Annotated in this window: 11 protein-coding genes; 4 read left to right on the forward strand and 7 right to left on the reverse strand. The window is 65.9% G+C overall.

Annotation, left to right across the window (positions count from 1 at the left end):
• Positions 1-137 precede the first annotated feature (137 nt).
• Positions 138-1,250 (forward strand): CaiB/BaiF CoA transferase family protein, encoded by a 1,113-nt coding sequence (locus ACQR1X_RS11575; RefSeq protein WP_434899027.1) that lies wholly within the window; start codon positions 138-140, stop codon positions 1,248-1,250.
• Between the two features lie 359 nt (positions 1,251-1,609).
• Here ACQR1X_RS11575 and hppD read toward each other — a convergent pair whose 3' ends face one another.
• A complete protein-coding gene (gene hppD / locus ACQR1X_RS11580; RefSeq protein ID WP_434898875.1) occupies positions 1,610-2,728 on the reverse strand; it encodes a 4-hydroxyphenylpyruvate dioxygenase in 1,119 nt (372 codons plus the stop codon).
• A gap of 118 nt (positions 2,729-2,846) precedes the next feature.
• Between hppD and ACQR1X_RS11585 the strand changes: the two genes are divergently transcribed.
• Positions 2,847-3,326 (forward strand): Lrp/AsnC family transcriptional regulator, encoded by a 480-nt coding sequence (locus ACQR1X_RS11585; protein WP_315801713.1) that lies wholly within the window; start codon positions 2,847-2,849, stop codon positions 3,324-3,326.
• A gap of 90 nt (positions 3,327-3,416) precedes the next feature.
• Positions 3,417-3,728 (forward strand): DUF1272 domain-containing protein, encoded by a 312-nt coding sequence (locus ACQR1X_RS11590; RefSeq protein WP_315801714.1) that lies wholly within the window; start codon positions 3,417-3,419, stop codon positions 3,726-3,728.
• Positions 3,729-3,803: 75 nt separating this feature from the next.
• On the opposite strand, the gene fahA is transcribed toward ACQR1X_RS11590, so the two are convergent.
• From fahA to ACQR1X_RS11615, 5 genes are all read right to left on the reverse strand, one after another.
• Positions 3,804-5,078, reverse strand: coding sequence for a fumarylacetoacetase (gene fahA, locus ACQR1X_RS11595; protein WP_315801715.1), 1,275 nt, complete (start codon positions 5,076-5,078; stop codon positions 3,804-3,806).
• A gap of 161 nt (positions 5,079-5,239) precedes the next feature.
• Positions 5,240-6,586, reverse strand: a complete 1,347-nt coding sequence (gene hmgA, locus ACQR1X_RS11600; RefSeq protein WP_434898876.1) for a homogentisate 1,2-dioxygenase — start codon at positions 6,584-6,586, stop codon at positions 5,240-5,242.
• Positions 6,586-7,542, reverse strand: a complete 957-nt coding sequence (locus ACQR1X_RS11605) for an MBL fold metallo-hydrolase (protein ID WP_315801717.1) — start codon at positions 7,540-7,542, stop codon at positions 6,586-6,588. The genes hmgA and ACQR1X_RS11605 overlap by 1 nt, the downstream gene beginning before the upstream one ends.
• A gap of 27 nt (positions 7,543-7,569) precedes the next feature.
• A complete protein-coding gene (locus tag ACQR1X_RS11610) occupies positions 7,570-7,797 on the reverse strand; it encodes a DUF2783 domain-containing protein (RefSeq protein WP_434874073.1) in 228 nt (75 codons plus the stop codon).
• A gap of 13 nt (positions 7,798-7,810) precedes the next feature.
• Complete coding sequence (locus ACQR1X_RS11615; RefSeq protein WP_434874074.1) at positions 7,811-9,445, reverse strand: FAD-dependent oxidoreductase; 1,635 nt, start codon at positions 9,443-9,445, stop codon at positions 7,811-7,813.
• A 167-nt stretch (positions 9,446-9,612) separates the two neighbouring features.
• Here ACQR1X_RS11615 and ACQR1X_RS11620 point away from each other — a divergent pair, with 167 nt between their 5' ends.
• Positions 9,613-10,170: a MarR family winged helix-turn-helix transcriptional regulator gene (locus ACQR1X_RS11620; protein ID WP_316179251.1), complete on the forward strand. Its 558-nt coding sequence runs from the start codon at positions 9,613-9,615 to the stop codon at positions 10,168-10,170.
• A 135-nt stretch (positions 10,171-10,305) separates the two neighbouring features.
• Here the strand turns inward: ACQR1X_RS11620 and ACQR1X_RS11625 are convergent, their stop codons facing one another.
• Positions 10,306-12,762 carry an adenylate/guanylate cyclase domain-containing protein gene (locus tag ACQR1X_RS11625; protein ID WP_434874075.1) on the reverse strand — a complete coding sequence of 819 codons (2,457 nt, stop codon included), beginning with the start codon at positions 12,760-12,762 and terminating at the stop codon, positions 10,306-10,308.
• Between the last annotated feature and the right edge of the window lie 162 nt (positions 12,763-12,924).

The raw sequence follows: 12,924 nt of genomic DNA on the forward strand, positions 1-12,924 counted from the left end.
AAATTCCATGCGGCGCGCAGCAATGCGCGCCGTTTTGCTTTGCGGCATACGGCGCGCTTGCGTTGGCCTGATGCACGCGGGACAATTGCGGATCAGAACGCGATCCGAAAAGACGCGTGAATCAAGGACACAACGACGTGCTCGACAAGACCGCTCCTCACAACCAGACCCGCGCCACCGGACCGCTCGCAGGCTTCCGCATCGTCGAGTTCGCCGGCATCGGACCGGGTCCGTTCGCCTGCATGCTGCTGGCGGACATGGGCGCGGAGGTGGTGACGCTGGATCGTGTCGGCGCGCGCAAGACGATGAAGTCGGTCGCCGGCCGCGGCCGCAAGGTGATCGAGCTCGATCTCAAGGACAAGTCGGTCATCGCCGAGGTGCTCGATCTGCTCGCCGATGCCGACGCGCTGATCGAAGGCTTCCGGCCCGGCGTGATGGAGCGGCTCGGCCTCGGCCCCGACGTGGTGCTCGCGCGCAATCCGAAGCTGGTCTACGGCCGCATGACCGGCTGGGGCCAGGAGGGACCGCTGGCGCATGCGGCCGGTCACGACATCAACTATATCTCGATCACCGGCGCGCTGGCCGCGATCGGACCCCGGGAGCGCCCGGTGCCGCCGCTCAACCTGGTCGGCGACTTCGGCGGCGGCGCGCTCTACCTCGTCGTCGGTGTGCTTGCCGCGCTGCTGGAAGCGTCAAAGTCCGGCAAGGGACAAGTGGTGGACACCGCGATGTGCGACGGCGCGGCCTCGCTGCTCGCGATGTTCTTCGACCTCACCGCGATGGGCCGCTGGACCGAGGGGCGCGAGCGCAACTTCCTCGATGGCGGCGCGCACTTCTACGGCGTCTACGAATGCGCCTGCGGCAACTTCATCTCGATCGGCTCGATCGAGCCGCAGTTCTACGCGCTGCTGCGGCAGCACGCCGATCTCTCCGATCCCGCCTTCGATGCACAGATGGATCCGCGCGCATGGCCGGCGCTGAAGGAGAAGCTGGTCAGCGTGTTCAAGAGCAAGACGCGGGAAGAATGGTGCGCGATCATGGAAGGCACCGACATCTGCTTCGCGCCGGTGCTGACGATGTCGGAGGCGCCCAAGCACGCCCACATGGCCGCGCGCGGCGTGTTCGTCCAGCGGCACGGCGTGACGCAGCCCGCGCCAGCGCCAAGGTTCTCACGGACGCCGTCGACCATCCGTGAGCCGGAGGTGACGGAGATCGGGACGCTGGTGAATGCTTGGAAGGCTGGGCGTTAAGCGGACGGCTGCGGTCGCGCCGACGGTGCGCTACGCGACTATTCCGATCTGAATGAGTTGGCCACGCCCCCTCCTCAAACGCGGTGTCGTCCCGGCGAACGCCGGGACCCATAGCCACCGGCCGTCGTGTGACGAAAATTATCGATGACTGTGCCCGATCGATACATCACGCGGTATGGGTCCCGGCGTTCGCCGGGACGACACTGTCTGTGGAGCGACGGCGTGCGTCCCACACACACCGTCATTGCGAGCGCAACGACTTGTCCGCCGAAGCTCGAAGAGCGAAGGCGGAAGCAATCCAGGGCTACAGCGGAAGTCTGGGCTGCATCAGCGAGAACAACACACACCGATGAACGGCCCTACTCCGCCGCCTCGACCTTGAGCACGCCGCGGCGGATCTGGTCCTCCTCGATCGACTCGAACAGCGCCTTGAAGTTGCCTTCGCCAAAACCGTCGTCGCCCTTGCGCTGGATGAACTCGAAGAAGATCGGACCGATGGCATTGGCCGAGAAGATCTGCAGCAGCACCTTGGTGTGACCGCCGGCAACGACGCCCTCGCCGTCGATCAGGATGCCGTTTCTCTGCAGCCGGGCGAGGTCCTCGCCATGCTTGGGCAAACGCGCGTCGATGCGCTCGAAATAGATGTCGGGCGGCGACGGCATGAACGGCAGGCCGGCGGCGCGCAGGCCCTCGACGGTCGAGTAGATATCGCGGGCGCCGCAGGCGATGTGCTGGATGCCTTCGCCGCGATAGATCTTCAGATACTCCTCGATCTGCCCGGAATCGCCGGCGTCCTCGTTGATCGGAATCCGGATCTTGCCGTCGGGGCTGGTCAGCGCGCGCGAGAACAGGCCCGAGGCGCGGCCCTCGATGTCGAAGAAGCGGATCTGGCGGAAGTTGAACAGCTTTTCGTAGAAGCCGGCCCACACGTTCATGCGGCCGCGATGCACATTGTGGGTCAGGTGATCGATATAGTAGAGGCCCGAGCCCGCGGGCCGCGGGTCGCGCGCGCCGGTCCAGTCGAATTCGAGATCATAGGCCGAGCCCTTGGCGCCATAGCGATCGACCAGATACAGCAGGCTGCCGCCGATGCCCTTGATCACAGGAACGTCCAGCGTCTTCTGCGATGCGGGCAGGTCGGCCGGCTCGGCGCCGAGCGCGATCGCGCGCGCGTAAGCCTTGTTGGCATCGACCACGCGGAACGCCATAGACGGCGCGCAGGGGCCGTGCGCGGCGACGAAGTCGTGACCGTGGCTGCCGGGCTCCTCGTTGACGAGATAGTTGATGTCGCCCTGGCGATACAGCGTGATCGCCTTGGTCTTGTGGCGCGCGACCGCCACGAAGCCCATCAGCTTGAACAGGGCATGCAGCTCGCCGGCGTCGGGATGCGCATATTCGACGAACTCGAAGCCATCCGTGCCCATCGGGTTGTCGGCGGAGATGGTGGCAGGCGGCGCATCGTGCGGAAACGGACCCATGGCAAGCTCCTAGGCTGATTGGGTTCATGATCTCCCCAATTCGGTGCATGGAGCATGCAAACCATTGTCATTCTCGCCGAGATATGCACGATCCGTGCATGATTAGGGGAGATAGCGCATGAACTCCGTCGATAGCTTCGATCTCCGCATCTTGGCCGCGCTCCAGGATGACGGTCGCCTGACCAACCAGGAGCTGGCCGAGATCGCCGGGCTCTCGGCCTCGCAATGCTCGCGGCGGCGGATGCGGCTAGAGGAGGACGGCGTCATCGCCGGCTACCGCGCCCAGCTCGCCAGCCAGGCGCTCGGGTTCGAGCTGATCGCCTTCATCCAGATCACGCTGGCGACGCACTCGCCCGACAACGCCGAGAAGTTTCGCGCGCTGGTGAACCGCATCGACGACATCCAGGAGGCCTACGCGCTGACGGGCGATTCCGACTACCTGCTGAAGGTGGTGCTGCGCGACCTCAAGAGCCTGTCAGACATCGTCAACAACGTGCTGATGCCACACCAGAGCGTGGCGCACGTGCGCTCCTCGATCGTGCTCGACCGTCTCAAGGAAAGCGCCAAGCTGCCGCTGGCGTCGTTGTCGACTGGTTGAGCTTTCGCGGCGCGAATCGAGGGAAATGCGCCCTTCAACATCATCATTGCTTTTGCGACAGTGATCACGTCCCCGACCTGCGAGACGCCCATGGCCCTGCAGCTTCGGCCCAATTGCGAATATTGCGACAAGGACCTGCCGCCGGCCGCGCAGGACGCGCGCATCTGCTCCTATGAATGCACCTTCTGCGCCGACTGCGTCGAGACCAGGCTGTTCAACGTCTGCCCGAACTGCGGCGGCGGCTTCGCGCCGCGGCCGATCCGGCCGGCGCGGCAGTGGCGGCCGGGGGTCTGCACGGTGAAACAAGTGCCGTCGGACAAGCGCGTTCACCTGAAATATGCGGCCGAGGATGTTGCCGCCTTCGTCGCCGGCGTGAAGCACGTGCCGCCAGTGGAGCGTTGAGCTCTCTCCCCGTCATTATGGATTCCGGGCTCGGCCCTGCGGGCCGCCCCGGAATGACGGCAGTGGATGGGGCGGCTACTCCGCTGCGACGATCGTGCCTTCGACCTCGCCGAAGCCGACGCGATAGCCGTTGCCCTGGCACCAGCCGCGCATCACCAGCGAATCGCCGTCCTCCAGGAACGTGCGCTTCACGCCGCCGGCGAGTTCGATGGGCTCGGTGCCGTTCCAGCTGATCTCGAGCAGGCTCCCGCGCTGGTGCTTCTCCGGGCCGGAGATGGTGCCACTCCCCAGGAGATCGCCGACGCTCATGACACACCCTGACGAGGCATGGTGCATCAGCTGCTGCACGCTCGACCAGTACATGTACTTGAAATTGGTCTGCGCGATGGTCTGCGCGGCGTTGCTGCCCGACGCACGCAAGGCGACGTCGAGCGCGAGATCGTAGTTCTGCGCGGCCTTCTGCTGCAGGTAGGGCAGCGGCACCGGGTCCTGCGTTGGCCCGGCCACCCGGAACGGCTCCAGCGCCTCTGATGTCACCACCCATGGACTGATCGAGGTCGCGAACGCCTTGGCCTGGAACGGCCCGAGCGGGACGTACTCCCATTGCTGGATGTCGCGCGCGCTCCAGTCGTTGAGCAACACGAAGCCGAAGATCATCGCCTCCGCCTGCGCCTCGGTCAGCATCTCGCCGAGCGGAGATGATTGGCCGATGACGACGCCCATCTCCAGCTCGAAATCGAGCCGCTTGCACGGGCCGAAGCTCGGCACGTCGGCGCTCGGCGGCTTCAGCTGCCCGCGCGGCCGGCGCACCTTGGTGCCGGAGACGACCACGGTCGACGCGCGGCCGTTATAGCCGATCGGCATGTGCAGCCAGTTCGGCTGCAGCGCGTTGTCCTTGCCGCGGAACATGACGCCGACATTGGTGGCGTGCTCCTTCGACGAATAGAAGTCGGTGTAGCCGGCGACGTGAAACGGCAAGTGCAGGTTGACGTCGTTGCGCGGCAGCAGCGCGCGGCTGCGCAGCGGCTTGTCGTCACGCAGGCGCGGATTGTCATGGCGCAGCAGTGCGCTGATCGCCGCGCGGGTCTTCGACCACACGGCGGGGCCGAGCGCCATGAAGGCATTCAGCGAGGATTGCGCGAACACCTCATAGGCCGGCGACAGGTCGAGCAGGCCCTCATCTTCGAGCACGGCGAGATCGAGCACGAAATCGCCAATGGCGACACCGACGCGCGGCTTCGGCGAATCGGCGGCGGAGAACACGCCATAGGGCAGGTTCTGGATCGGAAAGTCCGAGGCCGGATCGGCCGGAATGAAGGAGCGGAGTGAGGGGTCGTTGGGGTGGGTCAAAATGCTTCTCCAAACCGGGTCGTCATGCCCGGGCTTGACCCGCCTGCGCGGCCGAAGCCGCTTCGGCGCGGCGAAGGCCCGGGCATCCATCTAGCCGGCGGGACGATAGACGTGGATGGCCGGGGTCAAGCCCGGCCATGACGGCGTTGACACAGCTCGCGCTAAGGCCTGTTCGGATCAAACCGCTTCTCCAGTCCGTTCCAGCAATCGGCGTAGCCAGGCTGCAAGGTGCCGGACTCCGCTGCGTGCTTGGTGATCCGCTGCGGGAAGCGGGTCTCGAACATGAACGCCATGGTGCCCGTCAGCTTGACCGGCTTCAGCTCGCCATTGCTGGCGTGATCGAACGCCTCGCGATCCGGCCCGTGCGGCAGCATGCAATTGTGCAGGCTCATGCCGCCCGGCACGAAGCCCTGCGGCTTGGCGTCATAGACGCCGTAGATCAGGCCCATGAACTCCGACATGATGTTCATGTGATACCACGGCGGGCGGAAGGTGTTGTCGGCGACCATCCAGCGCTCCGGGAAGATCACGAAGTCGATGTTGGCGGTGCCCGCCGTCTCCGACGGTGAGGTCAGCACGGTGAAGATCGACGGATCGGGATGATCGAAGCCGATCGCGCCGACCGGCGAGAAGGTGCGCAGGTCGTATTTGTAGGGCGCGTAGTTGCCGTGCCAGGCGACGACGTCGATCGGAGAGTGCTTCAGCTCGGTCTTGAACAGCGCGCCGCCCCACTTCACATAGAGCTCGGTCGGGGTGTCCTTGTCCTCATACGACGCCACCGGCGTCAGGAAGTCGCGGGCATTGGCAAGGCAATTCGCGCCGATCGGGCCGCGCTCCGGCAGGGTGAAGGCGCCGCCGTAGTTCTCGCACAGATAGCCGCGCGCAGGTCCGGCCGGAATCTCGACCCGGAACTTCACGCCGCGCGGGATCACGACGATCTCGCCGGGCTCGGCATCGATGCGGCCGAACTCCGTGACGAACAACAGGCGGCCCTGCTGCAGCACGAACATCAGCTCGCCGTCGGCGTCGTAGAAGTGCTGATCGACCATCGACCTGGTGATGACGTAGACATGCGTCGCCATGCCGGCCTGCGTCGCCGCATCGCCCGCCGTCGTCATGGTCTGCACGCCCTGCAGGAACGTCACCTCGCCCGAGGGCATCGGCGTCGGATCCCAGCGCAGCTGCTGTACCGTGATCTCCTGCTCGTGGCAGGGCGCGGTGCGCCACAGCCCGGCATCGACGCGTGTGAAGCGGCCGGAATGCTTCACCGACGGACGGATGCGATACAGCCATGAGCGCTCGTTGGACCCGCGCGGCGCCGTAAACGGCGAGCCCGAGAGCTGCTCGGCATAGAGATCATAGGCGCAGCGCTGCGGCGAGTTGCGCCCGATTGGCAGCGCACCAGGCAGCGCTTCGGTCTCGAACGAATTGCCGAAGCCGGACATGTAGCCCGGCGTAACCTGCCCCGTGGCGCGGTTGAGCTGGTCAGGCGATGTGTTGACGTTCATCATCCTTCTCCTTGCAGGCGGGCCCACATCTCGCGGTCGCGCTCGGCGGTCCAGATCACGGGATCGTCGATGCCACTGGCCTCGTCATAGGCGCGCGACACGTTGAACGGCAGGCAGTGCTCGTAGATCGCGAAGCTCGAGAACTTCGGGTCCATCACGTCGCGCGTGGCGGCCATGGATTCCTTCAGGCTGCGTCCCTTCGCGACCGACATCTCGGCCGCGCCGTACAGCGAGCTGACGAAGTCGCGCGTCATCGCGATCGCCTCGCGCACGGTGGCCTCGCCTTTCAGCGCATCGCCGCGACCGGGCGCGATCGCCTTGGGATTGAAGTCGCGGATCTCGTTCAAGGTCGACGGCCATTCGCGCAAATAGGCGTCGCCGCAATAGCAGGCCGAATGATATTCGATGAGGTCGCCGGAGAACATCACCTCGGCGTCCGGCACCCAGGCGACGATGTCGCCGGAGGTGTGGCCGGCGCCGAGCTGGATCAGCTGCACCTCGCGCTTGCCGAGATGGATCGTCATCTCGCCTTCGAAAGTCAGCGTCGGCCAGGTCAGGCCGGGGATGCTCTCGGCGTCCTGGAACAGGCGCGGGAAGCGGCCGTATTCGGAATCCCAGTCCTGCTGGCCGCGCTCGACGATCAGTCGGCGCGTCTCCTGCGAGGCGACGATGCCCTGGGCGTGATAGGCCGAAGCGCCAAGCACGCGCACCGCGTGGTAATGCGACAGCACGACATATTTGATCGGCTTGTCGGTGACGGTCTTGACGCGCTCGATCACCTTGTTGGCCATCGCCGGCGTCGCCTGCGCATCGAACACGATGCAGCCGTCATCGCCGACGATCACCGCCGAGTTCGGATCGCCCTCCGCGGTGAACGCATAGAGATCCGGGCCGATCTCGGAGAAGGTCACCTTCTTCTCGGTGAGATCCGTCGTGGAAGCGAAACCTTTCGCCATCAGTTCATTCCTTGTGTGCGCGGCAGCCTATTGCTGCTGTTGTTGTTGCTGTTGACCGGTATCAGCCATGCTGCGTTTCGCCAGCGTGATCGCGTCGCGCAGGACGCCGATGTCGCCGATGTGATTGGCGAGGATCAGGACCAATGCCGCATCGAGGTCGGCGCTTTCGAGGTCCGAGAGGCCGCGATGGGCTTCGACAATGGCGCGGAAGGCATCGTCGGGCTTGGGGAAATTGGAGGCGGTCGAGAGCGTCATCGTTGCGGCTTCCTCAGTTCAGGCCGCAGGCGCGTGCGACCGCCGCCGCGATCGCGGCGCGGCTCGGGTGCCGGAAGCGCGCCGCGACATAGCCATCCGGACGCAGCAGATAGGATGTGCCGGGTTTGGCACCGTAACGCTTGACCGCGAAGCCCTCGCCATCGGCGAGTCCATCGGGATCGCCGATGCGGATGACACCGACATCGTCGGGCACGTCGATCGCCTCACCATTGGCGAACGACAGCAGCGTGAAGCGCCGGCCCTGAGCGTTGAACGCATCGGTGAGATGGAGGTGCCGTCCGTCGGCTGCCTTCAGCGGCGCATCCGGCATCGATGTCCCCGGGCGCGGTCCGGTCTCCCAGGCCTCGTCATCTTCGGTCGACAGCGGCGTCTCGTAGACCGAGGGAACCGACAGCCGGCCGCCATTGACCATGCGCTTGCCGAATTCGGTATCCCGGGCGAGCGCGAGCACCACTTTGCGCAGCCGCGCCTCCTGGTGCGAGTTCGGCGCCATGAAATCCGTCGCGCGCGTCGACTCGCGAATGTTCTCGTCGGCCGCCGCGCTTCGCTCCAGATGGTAGGTGTCGAGCAGCGCCGCGGGCGAGCTTCCGCGCAGCACGCGATCGAGCTTCCAGGCCAGATTCTCGGCATCCTCCAGCCCCGAATTGGCCCCGCGTGCGCCGAACGGCGAAACCTGATGGGCAGAGTCGCCGGCGAAGACGACGCGACCATGAATGAAGCGCTCCATGCGCCGGCACTGGAATTTATAGAGCGAGATCCACTCGAATTCGAACTGGTCATGGCCGAGCATGCGCGCGATCCGTGGCCGCACATTCTCCGGCTGCTTCTCGACGTTGGGATCGGCATAGCGGCTGAGCTGCAGGTCGATGCGCCAGACATTGTCCGGCTGCCGGTGCAACAGCGCCGAGCGTCCGGCGTGGAACGGCGGATCGAACCAGAACCAGCGCTCGGTGGGGAATTCGGCCGTCATCCTGACGTCGGCGATCAGGAACTGATCCTCGAACACCTTGCCGGAGAAGCCCGCGCCGACCATCTGGCGCAGCGAGGAGCGCGCGCCATCACAGGCGATCACATATTGCGCCGACAGCCGATACGGGCCGTCCGGCGTCTCGATCGTCAGCACCACGTGATCATTGCGCTGTTCGAGCGCGGTGACCTTGTTGCGCCAGCGCAGCGAGATCGCCGGCAGCGCGTTGACGCGATCGACCAGATAGGCCTCGGCGTAGAACTGCTGCAGGTTGATGAAGGCCGGCCGCTTGTGCCCGGGCTCCGGCAACAGGTTGAACTGATAGAGCTCGGACGGGCCGTGGAAGATGCGGCCGACGTTCCACACCACGCCCTTGTCGACCATCCGGTCGCCGACGCCGAGCCGATCCCAATATTCCAGCGAGCGCTTCGAAAAGCAGATCGCACGCGAGCCCTCGCCGATACGATCGGCATCATCGAGCACGACGACCGCATGGCCGCGCTGCGCGAGATCGATCGCGAACGACAGCCCGACGGGACCCGCACCTACGACGACGACCGGATGCGCGGCCGGCGTGGCCTGATCCTGGTCTTCGTGCCGATGATAGCCGAACTGAACCTTCGCCTGGCCCGCGCCCTGCCCCGGATTGGCCTGCACCATGGCTTGCTCGCCTTGTGGTTTTCTTGGACTTTTCGACGCGACGATTTTCGAAGCGACCGACATTTCCTCGGGCGAGGCCATCTGGCCGTCTTGCCAGATAGTCTCACCTGCAACTATTCTAAAGCCGACGGCTTCGGCCGCGTCAACTCAAAAATCGGAGCGCGATCTTGGCGAAGCCATCTCCCGCGGCGTCCAGGCAGCAGGCGAAGCCGGTCGAGGATGACCGAAATGCCGCGGTGCCGCAGGACGACGAGCGGCTCGACCTGTTCAAGTTCGCGCCATTCCGGCTCAACCGTCTGGCCGCGGAGGTCAGCGCGGCGCTCGCCGTCGAGTATCGCGAGCGCTATGGGCTCGACATTCCGGAATGGCGCGTGCTGGCGACGCTCGGCTTCCGCCGCGAGGCCTGCAGCGCGCAATATGTCGCAGCGTGCACCCGCACGCACAAATCGACCATCAGCCGGGCCGTGACGTCGCTGCTGGAGCGGCGGCTGATCGAGCGGGTCGAGAACACCGAGGATCGCCGCGAGTTCCGCCTGCGCCTGACACGGAAGGGCAAGACGCTGTACGAGGAGTTGATCCCGCGTTTGCAGCAGCGCGAGCGCGAAATCATGGCATGCCTGTCCGCCGACGAGCGCAGGACGTTCGACCGCCTGATCGGCAAGATCGAGGCGAGCCTCGACCTGATCCAGACGAGCGAGGAGGCCGACGCGAAGCAGGCCTATTAGTTGCCAAGGTGTAGAGTGGGCAAAGCGCCGCCGGAGGCGGCGCGTGCCCGCCGTTCTTCGTCGGATTGAGACGGTGGGCGCGGCGCGTGAGACTGCTGCCAAGCAACAAGCACCGCCCAGGCGCCTTTGCCCACCCTACTTGTTGGTCGCCGACGAACGCCGCGGCTCCGCTGGGACGTCCAACACGTCGATACCCTCTCCCCGCCAGCGCAAAATCTCCATCGCCAGCACCGGGTGGTTGAATCCCTTCAGATGCAGGTCGTCGATCGGCCTGGCGTCGACCGACTGTTCGACCACGCCGTAGACACGACGCGACACGATCACCTGTCCCGCCTTGGCCTCGTCGCACAGCCGCGAGGCGAGATTGGTGACGCTGCCGATCGCGGCATATTCCAGCCGGTGCTCGAAGCCGACCTGGCCGAGCGTCGCATATCCCAGCGCAATGCCGACGCCGAACCCCAGGCTGTGGCCGCGGTTTTTCCAGCGCTCGGTCAATTGTCCGATCTCTTCGCGCATTTCGAGCGCCATCCTCACCGCGCGCGTGGTGTGGTCCTCGAACGGGATCGGCGCGTTGAACAGGATCATCACGCCGTCGCCGGCATAGCGATCGAGCGTGCCCTCATATTTGAAGATGAGCTTGCCGAGCGCGGCGTGATATTCGCGCAGCACGTTCATCGCCTCCTCGGGCTCGGTGGTCTCGGTGAACGCGGTGAAGCCGCGCAGATCGCAGAACACGACCGTGACCTCGCGGCGGTGGCTTTCCAGCAGCGCTTCGTGACCATCCGACGACGCGATGATCTGGGCCACCTGCGGCGCCAGGAAGCGCTCCAGCCGTCTGATCCGCTCGATCTCCGCGAGCTGCTTCTCGACGCGCTCCTCGAGCGACTTGTTCCACTCGCGCAACTGCTCGGTCTGCTCGGTGAGCTTGGCGGCCTGCTGCTGCACGGTGGCGTGGGTCAGCGCCAGCTCGCGGCCCTTCTGGTCGACCTCGGTGAACAATCGCGCATTGCGCATCGCCAGCACGGCCTGGTTGGCAAATGTCCGCATCAGTCCGATCAGGTTCGGCGGGAACGTGCCGGCCGCCCGCCGAAGCACCACCAGCGCGCCGAGCACGCCCTGCTGATCGACCAGCGGCGTGAACAGCACGGCGCGGAAGCCGGCGGCGACGGCGACATCGCGCAGCGGGTGATCGGGTGCGCTTTCAAGCTCGGCGATCGCGATCGGCTCGCCGCTGCGCACGGAATCGGAGAGCAGGCTCGTGCGCTCGTCGAGCACATTGTGCGCGCCGTCCCGGTCGACGCCCTTGGCCTCCACCAGCCTGAAGCGGCGTTCCGTGGCATCGTAGGAATAGATCAGCACGGCATCGGCATGCGTGATCTCCAGCGCGCGCGCCGCCACCGTCGGCAGCACGGCATTGAGATCGAGCGAGGAGGCCACCGCGCGTCCGACCTCCTCGAGCACCTTCAGCTCATTGATCGACTGAGCGAGATCGCGCGTCCGCTCCTCGACCTTGGCTTCCAGCACGGCATAGGACTGCGCGAGCTGGCCGGCCATGCTGTTGAACTGATCGGCGAGCTCCTCCAGCTCATCATGCGTCTTGACCTCGATGCGCTGGGCGAAATCCCCGGCGCCGAGCTTGCGCGCGCCGGCGCGCAATGCGGTGATCGGAACGAGCATGCGGCGCGCCAGCAGCGAGCCCGCGAGGATCGCCACGGAAAGACCGAGCGCGATCAACAGCGCCCCACGCAACAGCTGGTCCCGGATCGGCGCCAGCGCGTGCGCCGTCGATTGCTCGAAGAACACGGACCAGCCGAGCTTGGGCAGCGTCGCGACCGCCGAGAGCACGGCGTGCCCGGCGCTGTCCGCGCCGGAGGCCAGCGGCTGGCCATCCGGCGCGAGCACCGCCGCGACCTGCGGCAGCTTGGCGAGGTCCTGGCCGACGGCCGGCCCTTTCGCGGAGCTCGCCAGCACCTGGCCGCGCGGATCGACCACGTAGGCGGTGCCGACCTTGCCGACCTGTGCCTCGGTCATGAAGTCTTCGAGAAAGTCGAGATCGATGTCAGCCACGGTCACACCGGCATTGAAGCCGGAATGCGCGACCGAGATCGACATCATCGGCTGCGCGCCCTTGAAGGTCACGGCCGAGAAGCTGCTTCCATGCGTGACGGTGTCGGTGAAGCGCAGATCGCGCGACAGGTCGTTGCCCGAGGAGAACGAGATCGAGGTGCGCGATACCCTGAGCTGCTCGCGGCCCTGTCCGTCGAGCTGATACAACTGCCGCACGGCCGGTGCCTGACTCAGCAGCTGCACATAGTCGGCGCGGCGCAGCTCCAGCGTGTTGGCGCTCGCCCGCGTCACCCAGCTGATCTGCCGCTGCAGATCCGAGAGCGCCTGATCGATCCGCCGGGCGCTGGCGTCGGCCTTTTCGGCCATGGCGGCGGTCAGGCTCGCCTTGGTGGACTGATAGCTGATCCAGGTTTCGGTCGCGCCGTTCACGGCCAGGACGAACACGACGAGCCCGACCAGCGACACGACGTATTTGGCGAACAGGCCCTGCCGCAACGACCAGCCTCTGTTCTCGACCTCGCTCATCCGGACCCCTCACGCGCATCATCGCCGAGGTCAGCCTCGGACAAGCGCGTCCGCTGCCGTCCTCGCGGCAGCAACACCTCGGAGACGGGACCGCTCGGGTGCGAGACGATCCGTCGCCGGCATCCGTTTAGCACAGAATGGCATGCACAGCGGCGCCCACGC

The sequence above is a fragment of the Bradyrhizobium sp. HKCCYLRH3073 genome, from assembly GCF_051167995.1.
Lineage (GTDB): Bacteria > Pseudomonadota > Alphaproteobacteria > Rhizobiales > Xanthobacteraceae > Bradyrhizobium.

Excerpts from the sequence above, each read along its gene's own strand:
- ACQR1X_RS11610 (WP_434874073.1), bottom strand. The coding sequence starts at position 7,797 with ATGACGCTCTCGACCGCCTCCAATTTCCCCAAGCCCGACGATGCCTTC.
- ACQR1X_RS11625 (WP_434874075.1), bottom strand. The coding sequence starts at position 12,762 with ATGAGCGAGGTCGAGAACAGAGGCTGGTCGTTGCGGCAGGGCCTGTTC.
- ACQR1X_RS11605 (WP_315801717.1), bottom strand. The coding sequence starts at position 7,542 with ATGGCGAAAGGTTTCGCTTCCACGACGGATCTCACCGAGAAGAAGGTG.
- hmgA (WP_434898876.1), bottom strand. The coding sequence starts at position 6,586 with ATGAACGTCAACACATCGCCTGACCAGCTCAACCGCGCCACGGGGCAG.
- ACQR1X_RS11585 (WP_315801713.1), top strand. The coding sequence starts at position 2,847 with ATGAACTCCGTCGATAGCTTCGATCTCCGCATCTTGGCCGCGCTCCAG.
- ACQR1X_RS11615 (WP_434874074.1), bottom strand. The coding sequence starts at position 9,445 with ATGGTGCAGGCCAATCCGGGGCAGGGCGCGGGCCAGGCGAAGGTTCAG.
- hppD (WP_434898875.1), bottom strand. The coding sequence starts at position 2,728 with ATGGGTCCGTTTCCGCACGATGCGCCGCCTGCCACCATCTCCGCCGAC.
- ACQR1X_RS11590 (WP_315801714.1), top strand. The coding sequence starts at position 3,417 with ATGGCCCTGCAGCTTCGGCCCAATTGCGAATATTGCGACAAGGACCTG.